Here is a 21,333-nt window from a genome sequence, read left to right as displayed (position 1 = left end):
AAAAGGTGAGTTATTTAGCTCACCTTTTTTATATCTATTATCATTATTTCATCAAATATTTATTTCTTGATAAATTCACCTAAAATATCAACTGCTTTTTGTCTAGATTTATCTTTATCTCTGGAACCATTGTTTTCTAATTTATCACGTAGCTTATCTAAACGTTGTTGTAATTTATCACTAAGCACATCAGATACTATTTTGGCAATATCTAGTTGATAGTGTAAATTAGAAAATTGACCATATATACGTAGTGGTATAGTCACTTTTTGTAGTTTTGCAATAGTTTCACTTTTACTATTCCAACCACCTAATATTTTTATATTTAGATTAACATCTAAATCACGATTAACCATTCCCACTCTTCCTGAACTATCTATCACATTTAATGTTTCAGAGTTTGCATTGAGTGGATTAAGATCAATGTTACCTTGATTTATATAAGCATTGGTTGTGATTTTATGAAACTCAGTATATTTTTTATGATTTTCAGAACTTATATTACCATTGCTATATTTCGCGGCGGCATTTTCGATGATGCTTTGGATGTTAATATTATTTAGTTTAGCATTAGTAATGACGATATTAGCATTACCTTTAATGTTCTCTAATAATTTAGTTGTTGATAATGTATTGGCTTCTAATACTCCAGAAGCATTGAATATACCATCAAGATCATAAGCCATATTCATTTGCGTAAAAAATGAGCTTAAATTGATATTGCTAACTTTAGTATTCAATTTAACTTGTGGGTTTTTTTGTTTACCATTAGCGGTGCCGTTGGCAGCAATTTGCCCATTTGCAAAATTGAAAGTTAGATTTTTTAAGTTTGCTATACCATCTTGATTGTCAACTTCAACATTCAAATTACCTAATGCAATTTTATCCGCTTTGACTTCTTTGATATTTATTTTTGCTTTTCCATCAAATGAATTAAGCATACTTAATTCATTATCATTTTTGGAAACATTCGATACAACTGGTGAAGTTTGTTGAACGTTAGTACTTTTCGTTGAATTTTCATTTTTTTGGATAAAAGGTGTTAAATCAAATTTATTTGAATTTAATTGGAAATCGATCACCGGTTTGTTATCAAAACGGACATTGATCTTACTTGTAAAATCATTATCGTTAATTGAGAAAACCAAATTTTGGCTATCCAATTGCATTGGTGCTTTTTGATAATTAAATACGCCAGTTACATTACCTTTTATCTCTTTTTCTGAATTGACTATGCCGTTAAACGTGTAATCCAATTTTTTTAAATCAATAACTGCTTTTTCAGGGAATTGGGCTAAATCAATATTGGCGTTTAATGAATAATATAAGTCTTGCTGGTTTTTATCGATATTCCCATTGAGTTCAAGAGAAAGGTTTTTATCGTTATTTTTTTCTAATAACAGATTAATATTTCTGAAATTTATCAAATCACGATTATGCTGAAATGCAATTGTACTATCCGCTATTTCAAACTTATTTAAACTGAACTTCCAATCAGATGGATTTTTTTTATCTTCAGATGGTTGTTTTTCAGAAGAATTAGTTATAGCTTGAGTGCTATTTTTAGCATTTTCACCTTTGCTTTCATCCGTAATATTGATTGTTGCTGATTTAATAAATACATTTTTAATTGCTAAATTTTTTGAAAACAAAGGAAGAAGCTCAACATCAAGCCTCATGTTGTCAGCGGTTAAAAGAGGTTTTGTTGCACCGCTATCGGATAATTTAACCGAATCAGTTAAAATACTAACTTGAGGCCAGATATGCCAACGTAGATTGCCCTCTATAGTCAGTTCATACCCTGTTTTGTCTTTCACTGTTTGTGAGATGTAACCACGAAAATTATTAGGATCAACAAATATAATAAGGGAAGCGATACTGATAACAATGACCAAAATTAAGATAAATAGCGTAACCAATATTTTTTTTATCATATTAATGTCCTTTATTAAGGTTATGAACTGTATTAGTCTTTATCAATACGACTGGCGACAGCGCCATGTTGGTCTTTATACTTTGCATCTTGTCTGCGATTATATGGTCTAGAAGCTGGTCCACTAAGTGTTTCAAAACTTAATGCACCAATAGTCATACCAGGTCTAAGTGCTACTGGTATCTTTCCTGAGTTGTAAAACTCTAAAACAATTTGTCCATGCCAGCCTGGATCGATACGATGAGCAGTAACATGTACCATAAGTCCTAAGCGAGCTAATGATGAACGGCCATCTAACCAGCCAACCAAATCATCAGGAATAGTAACTGATTCGAGTGTCACTGCTAAAGCAAGTTCGCCAGGATGTAAATAAAATGCTTCACCTTCAGCTAATATCATCTCTTCGCTCATAACGCGATCTAGAACGGCTGCAACTTCTTCTTTAGGTCCACTTAAATCAATATAAGGTGTTGTATGCTCTCTGAAAGTACGAAATTGATTACCTAATCGAACATCTACTGTTGCTCCATTAATACAACTTGATGCAGGTTGTGGCGTGATTTTTAATTTACCACTATCTAAATATGCTTCAATATCACGGTCACATAATCTCATAAGTTATCCTTAAAGTCTGCTTTTTATCTTATTCTAGCAGGTTCTTTTGATGGCGTCGATGTTGGTTGGTTAAGGTTGTATCACCCAAGCTCGACCAAAATGATTGTAATAACCTGCTTGTTTACCTGCTTTGTTTCCAATACCTAGATAAAGATCAAAGTGATGGCCTTTAATTGCCCCGCCAACATCAAGCGCAACCATTAAACGAACTTCCCGCCTTCCACGATATTGACCATCATTATCAAGCAGTGGTACATCAACTAATACAACTGAACCGGTTGGGACTAATGTTTTATCTGATGCCACTGCTGCATTGGCAACTAAAGGTACTGCTGCTGCACCTTTTACTTCGGCGTTATATTGCGGTTTAAAAAACACAAATGATCGGTTTTGGATTAATAGCTCTTTGACTTTCTTTTCACTCTTACTTTTTGCCCAATCTCTTATGGATTGAATAGACATATCTTCTTTAGCGATCTCTCCTGATTCAACCAATAAGCGTCCTATACTTGAATAGCCATGGCCATTTTTTCCACCATAACAGAAGAAAACAAGCGGATTACCATCTTCAAAATCGATATAGGCACTTCCTTGGACTTCCATTATGAAATTGTCCATTAATGAATTACTATAAGCGATCTCCAGTCCTTTTCCAGCTAATGCGCCATTGTAGATCTGTTCTCGACTTGGTAACTGCCCTTTAGATTGGGTTGGCATTCTATAAATTGGATATTTAAATTCACCAGTTGGTTGGTATCTAGCCTTAATAACCGGAGTGTAATAACCGGTTAGATGTACATTACCATATCCATCTTTACCAGCCATTTCATAACTTTTTAGACCCACTTTATGGAATTCTGCTGAGCCCAATGAGCGATTAATCCAAGCATCAACGGCTTTATAAATATGTTCATTTTTACGATACAAAGAAGGCGATGTTGTTTTTATTTTTTCAATTTGAATCGTATAGTCAGAAATATTTACAGGCACAGCTAAATGCGGACGACTGGCATTTAAATCATGTGGTAGTTTACCGTCTTTAAATTGTTTACTTGATGAATTAGGATCACTCTGGCAGCCAGCAAGTAGTGACATGATAAATGCTAAACATAATAGATAAATGTGAAATTTGTTTTCTTTCATCTTGATAATTTATTGTAATAAGTTAAATGATATGGTTGGTTATGCTACACAATTCTATTATAAGAAACTACCAATAATTATGATATTGCTATAAAAATTTTTCATGTGATTGAGCTTGCGATTTAGCGCTGTAGACTTTATAGTCCTTTACTTCTTATAAAAAAACGAAAATTGTAAAAACGACAGGTAATCGATACGATGAACAGTACGTCTTCAAATAATGATCTTAAACGAAATCTCTCCAGTAGACATATTCAACTAATAGCAATAAGTGGTGCAATTGGTACGGGATTATTTATGGGTTCTGGGAAGACAATCAGCCTTGCCGGACCATCTATTGTTTTTGTGTACATGATTATTGGGTTTGTTTTATTTTTTGTTATGCGGGCAATGGGAGAAATTTTATTATCCAACCTAAATTATAAATCATTCAGTGATTTTGCTAACGATTTATTGGGTCCTTGGGCTGGTTTTTTTACTGGTTGGACTTATTGGTTTTGTTGGGTAATTACCGGAATTGCAGATGTTGTTGCTATCGCAGGATACGCTCAACACTGGTTTCCAGAACTACAAGCATGGATCCCAATGCTACTTACAGTTATTGTGCTTTTAACTTTGAATTTGTTAACTGTTAGGATGTTTGGTGAAACTGAGTTTTGGTTTTCTATGATCAAAATAGTGGCCATTTTAGCCTTGATAGCTATTGGACTTGTTTTAGTCTTCACGGCTTATCATTCAGAACAAACCAATACTACGGCTGCGTTTTCTAATCTTTGGGAGTATGGTGGTTTCTTTCCCCATGGTACGATGGGATTTTTTGCTGGTTTCCAAATTGCAATTTTTGCTTTTGTTGGTATTGAGCTTGTTGGAACTACAGCGGCTGAAACACTAGATCCAAATAAAAATTTACCACGGGCAATTAATTCAGTGCCAGCACGAATTATCTTTTTCTATGTTTTTGCCTTGATTATTATCATGAGTGTAACACCTTGGCAGTTTATTTCACCCAATAAAAGCCCATTTGTTGAACTATTTACCTTGATTGGCTTACCTGCTGCGGCAAGTATTATCAATTTTGTGGTATTAACTTCGGCGGCTTCTTCAGCAAATAGTGGTATTTACTCAACCAGTCGAATGTTGTTTGGTCTTGCTAAAAAACAAGATGCACCAGAACCATTTGGTAAATTATCAAGACGTTCAGTCCCCGCTAATGGTTTGTTATTTTCATGTACCTGCTTGTTCGGTGGGGTAGTACTGATTTATTTAGTACCAAATGTGATGGAAGCATTCACTATTGTAACGACTATTTCTGCCATTTTATTTATGTTTATTTGGTCGTTGATATTGATTTCCTATATTGCTTATCGCCGTAAAAAAGCTAATTTGCATCATGAATCACAATTTAAAATGCCTGGTGGAATTTTTATGTGTTATGTTTGTTTAGCGTTTTTTGCTTTTGTGATTGTGTTATTGACATTTGAAGCTGATACTCGCCAAGCGCTGATCGCGACCCCACTATGGTTTATTATTTTAGGTGTGAGTTACTTTATTCGTTCATCAACACGCCAATAGCTCTCATCTTTAATCGGCAGGTTTACTGCCGATTATCAATTCCCTTATTATTTTTTATGATTTATTTGGCCAAATAAAACTTGCAACAATACCTAAAGATAAAATGCCTAATACTATATAAAGGCTGAGAGTAGGGCTTATGTTAATACCATAATTAAATAGATGGTCGCTAGCATTTAAAGCCAGTTTTGCTGCGATAAAAAATAGTAGGCAGACTACAGCTTTGCCTAAATGAACAAGATATTGTTGCATTGCTTCTAAAACAAAATACATAGTCCGTAACCCTAAAATAGCGAAAATCATTGCACTATAAACAACGAGAGGTTCTTGGCTGACCGCGATTACTGCGGGAACAGAATCAAATGCAAACATAACATCACTCAACTCAATCACCACAACACATAAAAATAGTGGTGTTGCATATAAGGCACTTTTTGGCATTTTATGAATCAGGTCGCTATTTTCTGGCTTCGTTAACTCCGCGTTTAGTTGTTTTCGGGTTAATAAAAAGTGATGACCAACTATCTTAGGGTAAGAGGGGAAAATACGTTTAGCAATACGATAAGCAAAATGTTCTGAATAATCTTTAATTTTTTCATCTTGACCTTGGTTTTTCAGCATCATAAATCCAGTTAATGCAACCACTACTGAAAAGAACAATTCCATCCAAGGACCTAACGATAATAAACCCGTACCTATTACAACAAAAATAGCTCGGAAAATAATCGCACCAATTACGCCCCAATAAAGTAATCGATGTCGATAATTGTTAGGGATAGCAAACCATGAAAACAGCGCCATAATAACGAATAAGTTATCTACCGAAAGCGCTTTTTCAAGCACATAACCTGTGATAAATAAACTTGCTATCTCACTTCCATGGTGAAGATAAAGATAAAGTGCAAAACCTAATGCAACAGCAACCCAGAATAAAGACCATAATATTGCGCTGGTTAGGCTAATGGGTTTATCGTTATGGTGAGCATATAAATCAATTATAATCGCAGTTAAAGCCAAAATGACGAACATCAGTACAGTTTCGATTGGAAAACCTAATGAATGATGAATCATAGCCTTGTTACCTATATTAAATTATCTCTTGGATTAAATTCAAAAATGTAAAATATAATGGTATTTAGAACATTATTTTTAAAGAGACTGAGTATATATTGATAGGCTTATCAAAAAAAGATATATTTGTTTCCACACTAATATATTTAAAAAATTTTTTGAGCATACATTCATGACAAATATAAGGGTATCTTTTCTATTTATCGTTGCTTTTTATTCAAGCTTATTGCAAGCACAATCGGTTGAACCATATATATCATCATTACCCAAAGGGAGTGATTTATCAATTTTAGTGCAAACTGTTGATGGCAATCCTAAAACATTAGCCAAATACAAAAGTGATCAATTTAAACAGCCAGCTAGTACACAAAAAGTAATAACTGCACTAGCTGCACAGCTTGAACTAGGTAGTGACTTTCGGTTTGTTACTGGAATGTACGCGAATGGTTCAGTTAGTAATAAACAACTCAATGGTGATCTGATTATCAAATTGAGTGGTGATCCCACTTTTAGTCGAGAAAGATTAAAAAATATGATTAGCGCCCTTCGTCAAAAGGGTGTAGAAAAAATTTCAGGTAATGTTATTTTAGACACTTCAATTTTTGCTAGTCATGATAAAGCAGAAGGGTGGTCATGGAATAATTTAACTGCTTGTTACAATGCCCCTGCATCAGCTGCAACAATTGATGATAACTGCTTTTATGCAACAATAACCCCGGGTAAAGTAGGTGGTAAAGCATCAGTTTCTGTTTCATCTAATATTCCAGTTATGGTTTCAGGTGATGTAAGAACGATTTCCGCTAGTAGTAAAGACGCACATGATAAATATTGTGAGCTTGATGTTACTGCGGATAAAAATCGCTACTATTTATCTGGATGCATCGCTTCTAATGCGGATAAAACACCATTAAAATTTGCAGTAATGGATCCAACCGAATATTTTTCGACTGTTTTAAAAAATGAATTAAAACAACAAAAAATAACTTATGGTGGACGTGTTTTTGAAAGAAAACAAAAATCCACTGGTTCCTTAACGTTATTAACATCAAGTCAATCAGCACCGCTTTCTGAGTTAATAACGGTTATGCTCAAAAAATCAAATAATTTGTATGCTGACACCATTTTTAGAACACTTGGCGCACGCTATTATAATACTGCAGGAACATGGCGTAATGGTGGTGATGCGGTTAAACAAATCCTTCGCAAAAAAGCGGGTATTGACTTAGAAAACTTAGTGATTGCCGATGGTTCGGGTTTATCTCGTCTTAATCTAGTTAGCGCCAACAAACTAATGGAAGTGTTGCAGTATATTTCAGCACATAACAATCAACTCGCTTTTATTGAAAAATTACCAATTGCGGGTGTTGATGGAACGTTGCAAAACCGTAAAAGCTTCAGTCAAGCACCATTTAAAGATGTAGTTATGGCTAAAACAGGCTATATTCAAGGTAGTTATAATTTAGCCGGATTTATTCAAAAATCAGACGGACGTTATGTCGCTTTTGTTCAATTATTATCAGGGTATCGGGCTGATAGTAAAGGGGAACCTAAAAACGGGGCAGTTATGAAGTTCGAATCTGAGTTTTATAAAAATTTCATTAATTAGATTTGACTAATTTGAGAATTAAGATTTTGGGGCGATGTTATTTACTCATCGCCCTAAATTTTAAGTTAAAAATTTTCAGCTAAAAAACCACCACTTTGATGCTTCCAAAGTTGAGCATAAAGTCCATCTTTACTAAGCAACTCTTGATGTGTTCCTTGTTCGATGATTTTTCCTTGATCTAAAACGATTAATCGATCCATCGCCGCGATTGTAGATAATCGATGGGCAATAGCAATAACCGTTTTACCTTCCATTAACGTATATAAGCTTTCTTGAATAGCTTGTTCAATTTCAGAATCAAGCGCACTAGTTGCCTCATCTAACAATAGAATTGGTGCATTTTTTAAAATAACTCGAGCAATAGCGATACGTTGACGTTGTCCTCCGGACAATTTAACCCCACGTTCACCAACAAAAGCATCATATTTAGTTCTTCCATTAGCATCTACTAAGGTTTCAATAAAACTATCGGCATGAGCTTTTTTAGCTGCGATTATCATCTCTTGTTCGGTGGCATGGTTATTACCGTATAATAAGTTATCTCTTACTGAGCGGTGTAATAGTGAAGTATCTTGGGTAACCATACCAATTTGAGCGCGTAAGCTTTCTTGATTGACTTTGGTGATGTCTTGATTATCAATAAAAATATGACCATTTTGTAAATCATAAAATCGCAACAATAAATTGATTAAAGTGGATTTACCCGCCCCTGATCTGCCAACTAAACCGATCTTTTCACCTGGTTTAATGGTTAAATTTAAGTTGTCGATAATGGCATTGTTTAATTTTGCATCGTAACTAAAATTAATATTTTTAAATTCGATTTTACCATCAGTCACCTTAAGAGTTGGCGCATCAGGTTCATCGACAACGGTTTTAGCAACAGAAAACGTATTCATACCATCTTTAACCACGCCGATATTTTCAAATAATGCTGCCATTTCCCACATAATCCAATGTGAAAAGCCGTTCAATCTAAGTGCGACAGCGGTTGTAGTGGCGATAGCTCCAACACCAATTAAATCATTAGTCCATAGCCATAATGATAAGCCAGTAGTACCAAGAACGAGGAAAATAGACAATAAATGATTAACAATTTCAAAACTACTAACTAAACGCATTTGTTTATTAACGGTAACTAAAAATTCGTCCATCGACTCTTGTGCATATTTTGCTTCATTGCCAGCATGAGAAAACAGTTTAACTGTCATAATATTCGTGTAAGCATCAGTCACTCGGCCTGTCATGGTAGAACGTGCATCTGCTTGCATACTTGCCACTTTACTTAGTCGTGGAATAAAGTAATACATTGCAATGCCATAAACAAAACACCAAACCATAAACGGTACTAATAACCAAAGATCTAACTGACCTATGATTGTTGCCATAGTAATAAACGAAATCAAAACATAGATAAAGATATCAGCAACCAAAAAGCAGGTATCCCTAACCGCAAGTGCGGTTTGCATCACTTTTGCTGATATACGGCCGGCAAATTCATCTTGGAAAAAGCGCATACTTTGATTTAGCACTAATCGATGTAGATTCCAACGCAGTCGCATTGGAAAGTTTCCCGCCAAACATTGATGTTTAATGATGGTTTGTAAGGCAATAATGATCGTGCTAGCTAATATAATAATCGTAAATACAATTAAGGTTGATTTTTCCTGCTGCCAAAATTGACTTGGTGAAACAGCTGCCAGCCAGTCAACAACTTTACCGAGTGCAGCATATAAAAAGGCTTCAAAAGCGCCAGCTAATGAACTCAGTATGATTAATAATAGAAGGAAAGAACGTGTGCCTTTCGTCGATTGCCAAATAAAACTAAAAAAACTTTTAGCCATCGGCTGTGGTTCATCTTGTGGATAAGGTGATACCAATTTTTCAAAAAATCGATACATATTAGACCTATTAGTTAAAAGGTTATTCATTGATAGGTTTACCAATGATCTAAAAAAGTGAGGGTTTTATTACCAAATGCTGAGTGCTATAAGCTAAGTATGATATTTTTAAATTAAAAGAGACATCACTCCAATACCTATTAAACTAACATTAATAAAAATTAAAAAAAGTTGAGGAAAGGGGTTTTTGAGCTTTCCTCATGGCAAATTATATAGTGAAAAGTACTAGATTACTAATAATTGTCTTAAAAAACATCTTTAATAATTTGTACAACGCGCCCGACAATATTATATTTTTCGAAATGAGCTTTAGGAACCTCAATCGTTGGGTATTGATGATTATTACAAATCAAAATCCAATTTCCGAGTGATAGGCGAATTTTTCTTAGTAGAGTAAAATTCTCATATTCAATTAAATAAATTGCGCCATCGATTATTTCGTTTATTTCTGTATTAATAATTAATCCATTATTATTTTCGACTTCAGGTGCCATTAAATCACCTTTCGCCCAATAGATTATAAGTTTTTTGATATCTAAACCACGATGAGAAGCCCAACCTTCAACAATAGGATAATTCATTACTGGTGGCGTTTCACGTACGTAACGTTGATTTTGCGCCTCTTCTTTAGTTGGTAATTGTTTTTTATAAACCGGGATACGATAGATATTTTCATTATAAACTTCGTTATTATCATCGTCTTTAGGATCCAACACTTCCAATTTATAACCGGTAGCTAACCAGTTGAATGAAACATTACATTTTTCAGCAATTACTTCTAAACGAGTTAGTGAAGGGTAGGTTTTTCCAGACAAATAATCTCGTATTACCGTTTCTGACATATCACATTTTTTTGCAAAGGATGAAACAGATAATCCTTGCATTGACGAATGTAGCCTATCTTTAAAAGTTTTTACATTTTTATTTTTAATCATACTTATTTCGTTTTTATTTTTTCATCCGTTTGATAATTATATTGTATTTTTTATGAGTTTTATATATGAATTTGAATCAATCTTCTTAATTTTATTAAGTTTTAATGCGATTTTTTGTTTAAACGCGTTTTATATTATGGAAAAATATTCTTTTCTCGCATAAAAATAAAAAAACAGCGAGTGTTATAATGAGAAGTGTGGCTTTTTTTTCCGTTTTATTGTCTTTGTTTTTCCGTTGAAATTTCAAGTAGTTTTATAGATATTAAGTTTTTTTTAATGAGTAATTGATATTTATCAAATATATATTATTCTTATTTATATGTTGAGGGTTATTTTAACTTATTGATTTATAATGGTTAAGGTTATTTTTTAGCTAAAATTGCTACATTTGCTGAAAGGCAAATAAAAACGTTGACTAAAAAGAAAAAAAGTGGATAATAAGCAGCGTAAGGATTTTTCATTGTTTTCTTTCCTTATATTCCTTATATTTCATGTTGGCCCGTATATTTTATGCGGGTCTTTTTTTATCTAAATTAACTTGTCATGAAATCCCATCATAAAAAGAGTATAATCAATTCCAATATTTAATAATCTATTTGTTCGTTTAACTTGTTCAAATAGCGATACATTTTTAAATGAGGTTTTAATTATGTCATTTAGCATTCCACATCTATTAGTTTTTCTTGCCGTGGTGGTTCTCATTTTCGGAACAAAGAAGTTACGTAATTTAGGTTCTGATCTTGGTTCAGCATTGAAAGGTTTTAAAAAAGCGATGAATGATGATGTTGAAGATGATAATAAGCTTGATAAGAAATAACCCTATTTATTGATATGAAAACGCAATTTGATGTGGCCATCGTTGGTGGTGGATTGGTTGGTTTAGCAACTGCATGTGCTCTTAGCCAATCTAATTTAACTGTAGCTATTGTTGATGTTAACGTTAATGATAATCAAAATTTTGCTTTTGACGAAATAGGAATTAGAGCTTCTGCAATTAATGGCGCAAGTCAGCAATATTTTTCTCAAATTGGTATTTGGAACGATTTATGTGCGAGCGAACGCGTTAATGCTTTTAGCGAGATCGGAGTTTGGGAAAAAAACGGTTTAGCGCATCTTACTGCACATGCTAAAGATTATGGTTATCCAAATCTTGGGTATATCATCGAAAATAATTTAATTTCTTACTACCTGTATCAACATGCTCAAGCAAATTCAAATATCACTATTTTCAATTTGGCCGCTATAGACAATAGCTATAATGAAGATTATGCTTTTTTAACACTTTCGGATAATACTCGGTTACAAGCAAAACTGATTATAGGTGCTGATGGCGCACACTCTTGGCTGCGCAGACAGGAAAAAATTTCTGTGTTTGAGCGTGATTACCTTCATCATGCAGTGATTACAACTGTTGAAACACAATATCCTCACCAAGCATGTGCTAGGCAGATTTTTTATCCCAATGGTATTGTGGCATTTTTACCACTTTGGCAACCCAATTACAGTTGTTTAGTATGGTCAACTAAACCAGAGCAAGCGGCTATTTTAACTTCCTTAACTGAATCTGAGTTTTGCCAAGAGCTGTTTAAATTAAGCGGTGATAAAGTAGGACAATGTCAGTTGGTCAATCCGAGAATGGTGTTTCCATTAAAAGCCCGGTTTGCAAAACAATTTATTAAACATCGATTAGTGCTAATTGGTGATGCTGCCCATACTATTCATCCATTGGCTGGTCAAGGAGTTAATTTAGGATTTGAAGATTCTGCATTATTGGTGGCAACCATTAATAAACTTATTGATGAACTTAAAGATATTGGTTTAGTAGAAAACTTAAAATCATTCCAATTCACTCGCCGTAAAGATGCTTTAGTCATGTTAACCGCAATGCGAACTATTCAAGATATGTTTAATGGCGATAATGCTTTTAAAAAAATGGTGAGAACAATTGGGATGAACGCAATTGATAACTTTTCGCCAATAAAGAAACGTCTCATCAAATATGCCATGAAAAATTAGTTTGTAAATTAATCCTGTAGCTAACACTACAGGATTATCATTAGTTTATTTAAAAGCTACTTGATAAGATGTTGGGATAAATGGAGATGCTGGAATTCTTAGTGGCCAGTAAGGATCTTTCAATAAACCTCGACCAATTGCAACTAAATCAGCATCGCCAGTACTTAATATATAATCAGCAAGATATGGGTCTTCAAGCATACCAACAGTAATAATTGGCAAATTAGTGACCTTCCTAATAGCACGCGCTAAATAAACCTGGTATCCAGCATGAAATAGAGGCGTATGCTTTGGATCTAACTGACCATCACCACCGCCACTCACATCTAAAACATCTGCGCCTGCTTGTGCAAAACGTTTAGCAATTTGGCAACCATAATTAATATCGTAACCATTAGTACCGTATTCTTGAGCCGAAAACCGAACAATTAGTGGCATATCTTTTGGCATCACTGATTTTGCTGCTTTAATTACTTGTTCACCAAATAATAATTTATCCTTACCATATTCGTCCGTTCTAATATTCGTTTTTGATGAGCTGAATTGATGGATTAAATAACCATGTGCACCGTGTATTTCAATTGCGTCAAAACCTGCTTCAACCGCACGTTTGGTTGATTGTTTAAATTTTTCGATAATATCAGCGATTTCACTTTTGGTTAATTCTCTTGGCGTTTGATATTGCCATTTTGGATTCGCTTCGACGTTCCCATCATAGCGGATAGGAGAATAGGATACGACGTCAGACTCACCCAAAGCTTTACGTCCTGCATGGGCAATTTGAATAGCGATTTTTCCTTCTTGAGCATGAACCGCATCAACGATACGTTTAAGCTGATCGCGTTGCTCGTCATTCCATAGACCTAAGCAATTTGGCGATATTCGACCATTTGGAGCAATATTGGTCATTTCTAAAATTATTATACCCACGCCACCAACCGCTCGTGAAACATAATGAACAAAGTGCCAATCATTAGCCAATCCGTCTTTTGCTTGATATTGACACATGGGTGGCATAACAATACGATTTTTGAGTGATAAATTTTTTACTTTAAATGGCGTATTAATATAGGCTATTTTAGCCATGGATGGCTCCTGTTTTTATTAATGGTGCAAATGTTTAAGTTAACTGACGAATAGTATATAGTGTTTAAAAACGGATTATTAGAGCAAATAAACGTTAAAAAACCCCGTTCCTCAACTTTTTTTGCAATTAAATCGTTTATGGTTTGCGAACTGATTTAAGATAGTAGAGCCAACATAATAAACCCAATAATCCTAAAACTGTTCCAGCAATAATTATCGCGATCCAACCATAGTTGCTATACAGATAAGTGGAAGCGATAGAACCCAACATGCCTCCGATAAAATAACTTACCATATAACCAGTGTTCATACGGCTACGTGCTTCTGGTCGAATTTGATAAATGGCGTTCATGTTTGATACATGAGTAACTTGAACAGCAAAATCCAGTAATACTACCCCAATAATTAAGGCTAAAAGTGAATATTCAGCAAGAGAAAGTGGTACCCATGAAGCGAGTAGTAATATTAGGCCAATGGTCGTGGCTAAAAAGCCTTTTCCTTTGTCTGATAATTTGCCAACGATAGGTGAACCTAGTGCACCAGCGGCACCGGCTAGGCCGAATAAACCGATTATAAAATCAGAATAATAGTAAGGTTTATTACTTAATAAAAAGGCAAGCGGCGTCCATAACAGTGAAAATAACGCAAAGGAAATAACTGCCAACAATGAGCGAATTCGTAAAACAGGTTCTTGTTTATATAGTGAGCCAATTGATAATAACAGTTGAAAATAGTTAATACTGATGGTGTTATTATAAGTTGGTAATGATAACCAAAGTAGCAAAGTAACAATGATCATTACTGACGCGGCAATCCAATAAACATAATGCCAATCAGTCATCGAAGAAACAAAACCAGCGAATGCACGACCTAATAATATACCTAGCAACATACCACTCATCAATGTACCGACAATTTTACCTCGATGCTCTGGTCGTGATAGTGTTGCGGCAAATGGAATTAGTACTTGGGCTACGGTTGAAAATAGACCTGTCATAGCCGTACCAAGCATAAGTAACCATAAGTTTTGTGAAGTTGCACTAATAATTAGCCCACAGGTTGATAATATCATCAAGGTCAATATTAATCGTTTACGTTCTATTTTGTCACCCAGTGGGGTAATGAACAGCAAGCCAACAGCATAACTAAATTGTGCAGCCATAATGATAAAACCTGCATGTTTAATTGCAATATGTAAATCATTAGTTATCGAGTGTAATAGTGGTTGTGCATAATAATTACTCGCTACCGCGACGCCAATGGCAAATGCCATTAGGAATACTAACCATGCAGATAGCCCTTGAGCTTGTTTGCTATTCATAATAAACAATTTAGAAAATAAATAATGTGTAATTATATATCAAAAGGTTGTTAGATACTGATAGATTGTGTTGATTATTGATTTAATAGATTATAAATAGGTATTGCTAAGCCAATTTTTGCATTTTCCGATTTTAGTTTATACCAATAACCATTCGATTCATCTAGACATTTAGTTTTGCTTTTGATCTCACAGTAAATAGGCACAATCTCTAAATGAAAATGGCTAAAAGTATGTCGAAATGCAATTAACTGTTTGGGTTTGCTAGTTTTAATACCATGGCTGTCTAGCCAGTCAGTTAATGCTTGCTCGCTTGCAAATTGTGGTAAACAATATAATCCGCCCCAAATACCAGCAGGCGGTCTTTTTTCAAGCCAAATCATGTTGTCATGTTCAAGCATTAAAAAGTAGGCGGTTTTTTCAGGAATAGTCTTTTTAGGTTTTTTAGTTGGATATTGTTGCCAACTGTCGGTCTTATAAGCAATACATAATTGATGTAAAGGGCATAAAGTGCATTTGGGTTTAGAACGAGTACAAACCATTGCACCAATATCCATCATGGCTTGATTAAATTTAGCAACTTCATTTTTAGGCGTGACTTGCTCACTTAATTGCCAAAGTTGATTTTCGACATTTTTATTACCAGGCCATCCTTCTATAGCAAAAGTTCGAGTTAAAACCCGTTTTACGTTACCATCTAATATTGGATAATGTTGATTTTGTGATAGAGATAGGATAGCCCCAGCGGTTGAGCGCCCAACGCCTGGTAAGGCGATAACATCCTCAAATTTGGTTGGAAATTTTCCCCCAAACTTGTCAGCAATAACTTGTGCTGCTTTATGTAAATTACGAGCACGTGCATAATAACCAAGGCCAGTCCAAAGATGTAAGATATCGTCAATTGGAGCCTTAGCTAAATCGGTAATTTTAGGAAACTGTTTAATAAAGCGCTTAAAGTATGGAATAACAGTTGCAACTTGTGTTTGCTGCAGCATAACCTCTGACAACCAAACATGATAAGGGCTTTTTTCAATTTGCCATGGTAATGATTTTCTGCCGTACTGTTCATACCAGTTGAGTACGGCATTTGAAAAACTTAAATTAGTCATTACATAACAGCGGTAATAGAATCACTAGGATAACAACCAAGCACTTTAGTATATAAAGTGATGGAAGCTAATTCTTTAAGTGCGATCTGCATTTCGTAATCGTTAATATTACCTTGTAAATCAATATAAAACATCTCTTCCCAAGATGTGCCATGGATAGGGCGTGATTCAAGTTTTGTCATAACAATATTATGATTACGTAATACGGATAAAGCATCTACCAAAGCCCCAGCTTGTTGGCCCGTTTTCATCAAGATTGTAGTTTTGGCCGGAATTTGATCGGAAACTTCAATCGATTCACGCGATAACACAATAAAGCGGGTGATATTTTCTTTTTGATTAGCAAAATTGTGCTCCAGAACTTGTAAGCCATATAATTCACCACCGTCTTTATTTCCCATAGCTGCAATGTTTGGTTGATTTAATTTAGCTACGGTTTCCATTGCTGACGAAGTGCTATCACAATAAACAATTTTCCAATGCGGATACTTTTCTAAGAAATTACTACATTGTTGGAATGGTTGCGGGTGGCTATAAATAGTATCTATTTGCTCAAGTTTAGTGTTAGGAAGAGCTAAAATGCAGTGATCAATCATTAAGGATAGTTCACCTATAATATGTAAATTGGTTTTTTGTAACAAATCATACACTTCATTAATAGATCCCGAACTCGAGTTTTCTATCGGTACAATTCCATAATCAACAACTTTTGATTCAATCTTTTCAAAAACATCTTTAAATGTATTACAACTTGATTCAGTCAATTGATCAAAATGGGCACTAGCATAACGTCGAGTTGCTGAATGTGAATATGAACCTTTTGGTCCTAAGAAAGCAATTTTAGCTGATGAGATAACGCCTTGGTTGAGTTTTTCTTGTAAAAACTTCTGTTGTAGTAGAACCGAATCTTCAATAATAATTTGGTATAAACGCTTAATTAATAGGTCATCAAGATGATATTGTTTACCTTGTTCGATTAATGCCTTAATCAATGAACGTTCACGATCTAAATCACGCACAGGGATATTTGCTTTTATTTTAGCCTGGATAACTTCGGCTGAAATTTGGCGTCTTTCAGCAATGATTTCAATTAATTTTTGATCAAGTTGGTTAATTTTGTTTCGTAAAGGCAATAAAGGACTGGTTGTCATATTCATTAATAGATTAAAAATTAGATAGGTAATATTATAACAAGCAAAAAAATAAAGGCACTATTAAAGTGCCTTTTTGTTAAATTATAAATTATTATTCTTCTTCAATTACTGTACTTTTAATACTGTCAAATGCACGGCGCGACTCACCTTTATGTTGGAGTTTATTTAGTTGTCTTTCAAGTTTACCAACTAAATCATTAATTGCAGCATACATGTCAATGTGTTTAGCGGAAGCAACTAGTGGCGAGCCTTTGGTTGCAATGGTTGCATCAATAATAAATCCATCGGGCTCTTTAGATAAGATAAAGTGAGGGTTGATTAGTAGAGCTCTCCATTTATCTAATTTCGAAAACTTATCTTCAAGATAACTGCGAATTGCAGGAGTAATGTCCATTTGTTTACTTGTGATACTTAAAGTCATAATTGACCTCCACTATGTTTACTTACTAATTGAGCTATTATTATATTGATTACATTGACAAATTTTTCACATTTCGTCAATAGGTTATTAGGTTTATATTAAGATTTTTGTGACTTTTGTCTAAAATAATTTATTGGTATTTGATATTAGGTAGCACAGAACTGCTTTTAATCTGTTTTTTATTATATACTGTGGTTTATTTAGATTGATTTAAAGTATTAAGTTTAGTTATTTAATGAGGAATATGTGAGCTATTTAGATAATGTTAAGATTGTTTTAGTTGAAACTTCGCATACTGGTAATATGGGGTCTGCTGCTCGTGCAATGAAAACGATGGGATTAACTCGTTTATGTTTAGTGAACCCTGTAATAAAACCCGATTCCCAATCGATTTCACTGGCAGCCGGGGCGAGTGATATTATCAAACAGGCACAGATTTTTTCATCCCTTGAGGAGGCGGTAGCAGATTGTTCATTGGTTATAGGTACCAGTGCGCGTCCTAGAAGTTTGCAATGGCCAAACTTAACTCCGAAAGAGTGTGGCGACAAAATTATTGCTGAAACCGCGCATCATGCTCAAGTGGCTTTAGTTTTTGGTCGAGAAAGAGTTGGATTAACTAATGATGAATTACAAAAGTGCCATTTTCATGTTGGTATTCCAGCTAATCCAGATTATAGCTCTTTAAATTTAGCTATGTCAGTTCAGGTTCTAACTTACGAAATTCGAATGTCAATGTTGTCAACTTTAGAGGCATCTTTAAAACATGATGATGATAATCTGAATGAGGTTCAGTATCCTAAAAGCGAAGATATTGAACGGTTTTATCAGCATTTAGAGCAGACGTTATTAAAAACCGGATTTATTAATCCTAATCATCCTGGGCAGATTATGGGTCGTTTACGTAGATTATTTACGCGAGCTGGTATTGAACAGCAAGAACTCAATATTTTACGGGGAATTTTAACGTCAATAGATAAAAAATAGTGAGATTAGTCCCCTAGTTTTGTGTAAATCTAGGGGATTTTCTATTATTAAGTTTTTTTACGCCAAGTTGTGCCGTTAGCACCATCTTCTAAAATAATATTCATCTGATTGAGTTTGTCTCGAGCTTCATCAGCTAAAGCCCAATTCTTACTTGCTCGAGCATCGTTGCGTTGTTTAATTAACGCTTCAATTAGCTGTGTATCTTCATCATCTTGACTATTACCTTGTAAGAATTTAACCGGATCTTGTTCAAGTAAACCAAGTACAGAAGATAAATAACGTAACTCAGCAGCTAGTTCATTAGCTAATGGCATGTTATTTTCTGCCTTAGCTTTGTTGATCTCTCGAGCCAAATCAAATAGAGTTGAATAAGCTTCTGGAGTATTGAAATCATCATCCATTGCCTGACAAAATTGTCGATGATAATCGCTATCTGGCGTGTTGTGCGGATAGTTAGCATCGGTGTCTCTCAGAGCCGTATAAAGTCTTTCTAAAGCGGTACGAGCTTGTTTTAGATTTTCTTCACTATAGTTAAGTTGACTACGATAATGGCCTGATAATAAGAAATATCGAACAGTTTCAGCATCATAATGTTTTAAAACATCACGGATAGTGAAAAAGTTATTCAGTGATTTGGACATTTTCTCTTGGTCTATCATTACCATGCCTGAGTGCATCCAATAATTTACATATTGACCATTATGGGCACAGGTTGATTGGGCAATTTCGTTTTCATGATGTGGGAACATTAAGTCAGAACCACCGCCATGAATATCAAAATGGTTGCCTAATTGATGGCTATTCATTGCAGAGCATTCAATGTGCCAACCAGGTCGACCTTTCCCCCATGGTGAATCCCAGCTTGGTTCGTTGGGTTTTGACATCTTCCAGAGAACGAAGTCCATTGGATTATGTTTTACGTCCACTACATCAACTCGAGCACCTGCTTGTAACTGTTCTAAATTTTGGCGTGATAAAATACCGTAGTTAGGATCACTATCTACCGAAAACATCACATCTCCATTGTCAGCAATATAAGCATGATTTTTTCTTATTAACTCTTCAACAAGTTCAATGATTTGTGACATATGACGAGTTGCTCGAGGTTCGACATCGGGTCGTTTGATATTAAGTGCATCGAAATCGGCATACATTTCATTTAACATACGTTCAGTTAATTCGTCACAAGTTTCACCATTTTCTAATGCACGCTTGATGATCTTGTCATCGACATCGGTAATATTACGAACATAAGTGAGATCGTAACCTAAAAAACGTAAATAACGAGTAACGACATCAAATGCGACAAAAGTACGGCCATGGCCAATGTGGCATAGATCATAGATAGTAACACCACAAACATATAGCCCAACTTTATTTGGTGTAATTGGTTTAAATATTTCTTTCTCACGTGATAATGTATTAAATATTTTGAGCATTTTATCCTGCAGAATAAATTTGATAAATTTTAGTGTTTAATATAACAAAAAACTGGAAGTGGCGAAATTACTTCTTATAATCTCGTTAAATAAATTAAATGGAATTAATTGATGATATCAAAATTTGGGGTAGAAGTTTTGGGCTAATTTTAATGATTATATTCACTGCCTTTCAAGTTATTTGTATTGCAATAGGCTTTAAATTTGATAATCGCTTAGAAAAATTACTATTTTTATTTACGTGGATTCTTTTAGCAATAGTATTCTTTGTGGTTTTTGGTAACAAGGATTTAGGAGGCTTTGGCAATATAGGGTTTTATAAGTTTATTGTACTTTTTGTTGGTTTTTTGGCATGTCTTCTAGCGTCTTTTGCTAATTTATCACTCACTATCATATATATTAATTTGGATACTTAAAAAGCTATTTAAGTTAATAGGTTTTAAACATTGATATAAATGAGAGAACTTTGATTGGATAGATGAGTGAAAATTGGCGAGTAAACTCGCCAATTTAAATTGCTATTAAATTTATTTAAAAAGGCGGTAAAGATAAATAAGTAAAATAGAACCAAGCACAGAGATAAACAAGCTTGGGAAGTTAAAACCAGTCACACTACCCCAACCAAAGAAGGTACTGATATAACCGCCGACTAATGCACCAGCTACACCAAGTAGGATAGTTTTTATCACACCAACACGGCCTAATGGCATAAAAAACTTAGCAATCCATCCAGCAATTAATCCTAGAATAATCCAGCTTAAAATACCCATGATAATTTCCTTCGTCTAATTAAGTTGAAAGTTACTAGTATAGCTAAAAAATAACGATGATAGTTGTTGAACAGATATTAATAAAACGTAAAATTTACAGCTTTAAAAATTGTTATCTAAATATGAAGAAAAATGATTATTATGTAGAACAGTATGAAGCTATAGATGTATGAATCACAAATTCATACAAATATTAGGCGTAGTTTACAATTATTTTTTCAAATATTCTAGGTATTTTGTTTAATTGTTGATTTATA

Annotated in this window: 19 protein-coding genes; 6 read left to right on the top strand and 13 right to left on the bottom strand. The window is 34.3% G+C overall.

Translation table 11 applies throughout. The features are described 5' to 3' along the window. Window positions 1-59 precede the first annotated feature (59 nt). From asmA to mltA, 3 genes are all read right to left on the bottom strand, one after another. Window positions 60-1,934 carry an outer membrane assembly protein AsmA gene (gene asmA / locus GYM76_RS07505; protein WP_220225066.1) on the bottom strand — a complete coding sequence of 625 codons (1,875 nt, stop codon included), beginning with the start codon at window positions 1,932-1,934 and terminating at the stop codon, window positions 60-62. Between the two features lie 32 nt (window positions 1,935-1,966). After that, window positions 1,967-2,548, bottom strand: a complete 582-nt coding sequence (gene dcd / locus GYM76_RS07500) for a dCTP deaminase (protein ID WP_065562238.1) — start codon at window positions 2,546-2,548, stop codon at window positions 1,967-1,969. 69 nt (window positions 2,549-2,617) lie between these two features. Continuing rightward, the gene (gene mltA, locus GYM76_RS07495; RefSeq protein WP_065734271.1) at window positions 2,618-3,691 is read right to left on the bottom strand and encodes a murein transglycosylase A; all 1,074 of its coding nucleotides are present in this window, start codon (window positions 3,689-3,691) and stop codon (window positions 2,618-2,620) included. 198 nt (window positions 3,692-3,889) lie between these two features. Between mltA and cycA the strand changes: the two genes are divergently transcribed. Then, window positions 3,890-5,263 (top strand): D-serine/D-alanine/glycine transporter, encoded by a 1,374-nt coding sequence (gene cycA / locus GYM76_RS07490; RefSeq protein WP_220225065.1) that lies wholly within the window; start codon window positions 3,890-3,892, stop codon window positions 5,261-5,263. A 54-nt stretch (window positions 5,264-5,317) separates the two neighbouring features. Here the strand turns inward: cycA and GYM76_RS07485 are convergent, their stop codons facing one another. Continuing rightward, the gene (locus GYM76_RS07485; protein ID WP_065562235.1) at window positions 5,318-6,334 is read right to left on the bottom strand and encodes a TerC/Alx family metal homeostasis membrane protein; all 1,017 of its coding nucleotides are present in this window, start codon (window positions 6,332-6,334) and stop codon (window positions 5,318-5,320) included. A 172-nt stretch (window positions 6,335-6,506) separates the two neighbouring features. On the opposite strand from GYM76_RS07485, the gene dacB reads away from it, so the two are divergent. Next, on the top strand, window positions 6,507-7,940 hold the full coding sequence (gene dacB / locus GYM76_RS07480) for a serine-type D-Ala-D-Ala carboxypeptidase (protein WP_220225064.1): 1,434 nt from the start codon (window positions 6,507-6,509) through the stop codon (window positions 7,938-7,940). Window positions 7,941-8,005: 65 nt separating this feature from the next. Here the strand turns inward: dacB and GYM76_RS07475 are convergent, their stop codons facing one another. Further along, the gene (locus tag GYM76_RS07475; protein ID WP_220225063.1) at window positions 8,006-9,841 is read right to left on the bottom strand and encodes an ABC transporter ATP-binding protein; all 1,836 of its coding nucleotides are present in this window, start codon (window positions 9,839-9,841) and stop codon (window positions 8,006-8,008) included. A 245-nt stretch (window positions 9,842-10,086) separates the two neighbouring features. After that, on the bottom strand, window positions 10,087-10,776 hold the full coding sequence (locus GYM76_RS07470; RefSeq protein WP_220225062.1) for an XRE family transcriptional regulator: 690 nt from the start codon (window positions 10,774-10,776) through the stop codon (window positions 10,087-10,089). Window positions 10,777-11,422: 646 nt separating this feature from the next. Between GYM76_RS07470 and tatA the strand changes: the two genes are divergently transcribed. Next, window positions 11,423-11,593 (top strand): Sec-independent protein translocase subunit TatA, encoded by a 171-nt coding sequence (tatA, locus tag GYM76_RS07465; RefSeq protein ID WP_141673909.1) that lies wholly within the window; start codon window positions 11,423-11,425, stop codon window positions 11,591-11,593. Window positions 11,594-11,607: 14 nt separating this feature from the next. Continuing rightward, window positions 11,608-12,792 carry an FAD-dependent monooxygenase gene (locus tag GYM76_RS07460; protein ID WP_220225061.1) on the top strand — a complete coding sequence of 395 codons (1,185 nt, stop codon included), beginning with the start codon at window positions 11,608-11,610 and terminating at the stop codon, window positions 12,790-12,792. A gap of 45 nt (window positions 12,793-12,837) precedes the next feature. On the opposite strand, the gene GYM76_RS07455 is transcribed toward GYM76_RS07460, so the two are convergent. The 5 genes from GYM76_RS07455 to raiA all read right to left on the bottom strand — a co-directional run bounded on the left by GYM76_RS07455 (window position 12,838) and on the right by raiA (window position 17,883). After that, on the bottom strand, window positions 12,838-13,878 hold the full coding sequence (locus GYM76_RS07455; RefSeq protein WP_220225060.1) for an NADH:flavin oxidoreductase/NADH oxidase: 1,041 nt from the start codon (window positions 13,876-13,878) through the stop codon (window positions 12,838-12,840). Between the two features lie 136 nt (window positions 13,879-14,014). Continuing rightward, window positions 14,015-15,199 (bottom strand): MFS transporter, encoded by a 1,185-nt coding sequence (locus GYM76_RS07450; RefSeq protein WP_220225059.1) that lies wholly within the window; start codon window positions 15,197-15,199, stop codon window positions 14,015-14,017. Between the two features lie 74 nt (window positions 15,200-15,273). Then, complete coding sequence (gene mutY, locus GYM76_RS07445; protein WP_220225058.1) at window positions 15,274-16,308, bottom strand: A/G-specific adenine glycosylase; 1,035 nt, start codon at window positions 16,306-16,308, stop codon at window positions 15,274-15,276. Then, complete coding sequence (pheA, locus tag GYM76_RS07440) at window positions 16,308-17,459, bottom strand: bifunctional chorismate mutase/prephenate dehydratase (protein WP_065562227.1); 1,152 nt, start codon at window positions 17,457-17,459, stop codon at window positions 16,308-16,310. The genes mutY and pheA overlap by 1 nt, the downstream gene beginning before the upstream one ends. Window positions 17,460-17,553: 94 nt before the next feature. Continuing rightward, a complete protein-coding gene (gene raiA, locus GYM76_RS07435; protein ID WP_220225057.1) occupies window positions 17,554-17,883 on the bottom strand; it encodes a ribosome-associated translation inhibitor RaiA in 330 nt (109 codons plus the stop codon). Window positions 17,884-18,129: 246 nt separating this feature from the next. Here raiA and trmJ point away from each other — a divergent pair, with 246 nt between their 5' ends. Further along, window positions 18,130-18,867, top strand: a complete 738-nt coding sequence (gene trmJ / locus GYM76_RS07430; RefSeq protein ID WP_081303351.1) for a tRNA (cytosine(32)/uridine(32)-2'-O)-methyltransferase TrmJ — start codon at window positions 18,130-18,132, stop codon at window positions 18,865-18,867. Window positions 18,868-18,914: 47 nt separating this feature from the next. On the opposite strand, the gene cysS is transcribed toward trmJ, so the two are convergent. Continuing rightward, the gene (gene cysS, locus GYM76_RS07425) at window positions 18,915-20,306 is read right to left on the bottom strand and encodes a cysteine--tRNA ligase (protein WP_065734280.1); all 1,392 of its coding nucleotides are present in this window, start codon (window positions 20,304-20,306) and stop codon (window positions 18,915-18,917) included. 98 nt (window positions 20,307-20,404) lie between these two features. Between cysS and GYM76_RS07420 the strand changes: the two genes are divergently transcribed. Further along, window positions 20,405-20,722: a hypothetical protein gene (locus GYM76_RS07420; protein WP_220225056.1), complete on the top strand. Its 318-nt coding sequence runs from the start codon at window positions 20,405-20,407 to the stop codon at window positions 20,720-20,722. A gap of 111 nt (window positions 20,723-20,833) precedes the next feature. On the opposite strand, the gene GYM76_RS07415 is transcribed toward GYM76_RS07420, so the two are convergent. Next, on the bottom strand, window positions 20,834-21,076 hold the full coding sequence (locus GYM76_RS07415; protein WP_065562224.1) for a GlsB/YeaQ/YmgE family stress response membrane protein: 243 nt from the start codon (window positions 21,074-21,076) through the stop codon (window positions 20,834-20,836). Between the last annotated feature and the right edge of the window lie 257 nt (window positions 21,077-21,333).

The organism is Gilliamella sp. ESL0443, from assembly GCF_019469165.1.
Lineage (GTDB): Bacteria > Pseudomonadota > Gammaproteobacteria > Enterobacterales > Orbaceae > Gilliamella > Gilliamella apicola_E.
Note: the sequence above shows the minus strand (reverse complement) of the source record. Positions and strands in the feature narration are given on the sequence as shown.

Excerpts from the sequence above, each read along its gene's own strand:
- dacB (WP_220225064.1), top strand. The coding sequence starts at position 6,507 with ATGACAAATATAAGGGTATCTTTTCTATTTATCGTTGCTTTTTATTCA.
- GYM76_RS07460 (WP_220225061.1), top strand. The coding sequence starts at position 11,608 with ATGAAAACGCAATTTGATGTGGCCATCGTTGGTGGTGGATTGGTTGGT.
- pheA (WP_065562227.1), bottom strand. The coding sequence starts at position 17,459 with ATGACAACCAGTCCTTTATTGCCTTTACGAAACAAAATTAACCAACTT.
- GYM76_RS07450 (WP_220225059.1), bottom strand. The coding sequence starts at position 15,199 with ATGAATAGCAAACAAGCTCAAGGGCTATCTGCATGGTTAGTATTCCTA.
- asmA (WP_220225066.1), bottom strand. The coding sequence starts at position 1,934 with ATGATAAAAAAAATATTGGTTACGCTATTTATCTTAATTTTGGTCATT.
- GYM76_RS07485 (WP_065562235.1), bottom strand. The coding sequence starts at position 6,334 with ATGATTCATCATTCATTAGGTTTTCCAATCGAAACTGTACTGATGTTC.
- cycA (WP_220225065.1), top strand. The coding sequence starts at position 3,890 with ATGAACAGTACGTCTTCAAATAATGATCTTAAACGAAATCTCTCCAGT.
- GYM76_RS07475 (WP_220225063.1), bottom strand. The coding sequence starts at position 9,841 with ATGTATCGATTTTTTGAAAAATTGGTATCACCTTATCCACAAGATGAA.
- mutY (WP_220225058.1), bottom strand. The coding sequence starts at position 16,308 with ATGACTAATTTAAGTTTTTCAAATGCCGTACTCAACTGGTATGAACAG.
- GYM76_RS07415 (WP_065562224.1), bottom strand. The coding sequence starts at position 21,076 with ATGGGTATTTTAAGCTGGATTATTCTAGGATTAATTGCTGGATGGATT.
- GYM76_RS07455 (WP_220225060.1), bottom strand. The coding sequence starts at position 13,878 with ATGGCTAAAATAGCCTATATTAATACGCCATTTAAAGTAAAAAATTTA.
- GYM76_RS07420 (WP_220225056.1), top strand. The coding sequence starts at position 20,405 with ATGGAATTAATTGATGATATCAAAATTTGGGGTAGAAGTTTTGGGCTA.
- raiA (WP_220225057.1), bottom strand. The coding sequence starts at position 17,883 with ATGACTTTAAGTATCACAAGTAAACAAATGGACATTACTCCTGCAATT.
- dcd (WP_065562238.1), bottom strand. The coding sequence starts at position 2,548 with ATGAGATTATGTGACCGTGATATTGAAGCATATTTAGATAGTGGTAAA.
- cysS (WP_065734280.1), bottom strand. The coding sequence starts at position 20,306 with ATGCTCAAAATATTTAATACATTATCACGTGAGAAAGAAATATTTAAA.
- mltA (WP_065734271.1), bottom strand. The coding sequence starts at position 3,691 with ATGAAAGAAAACAAATTTCACATTTATCTATTATGTTTAGCATTTATC.
- GYM76_RS07470 (WP_220225062.1), bottom strand. The coding sequence starts at position 10,776 with ATGATTAAAAATAAAAATGTAAAAACTTTTAAAGATAGGCTACATTCG.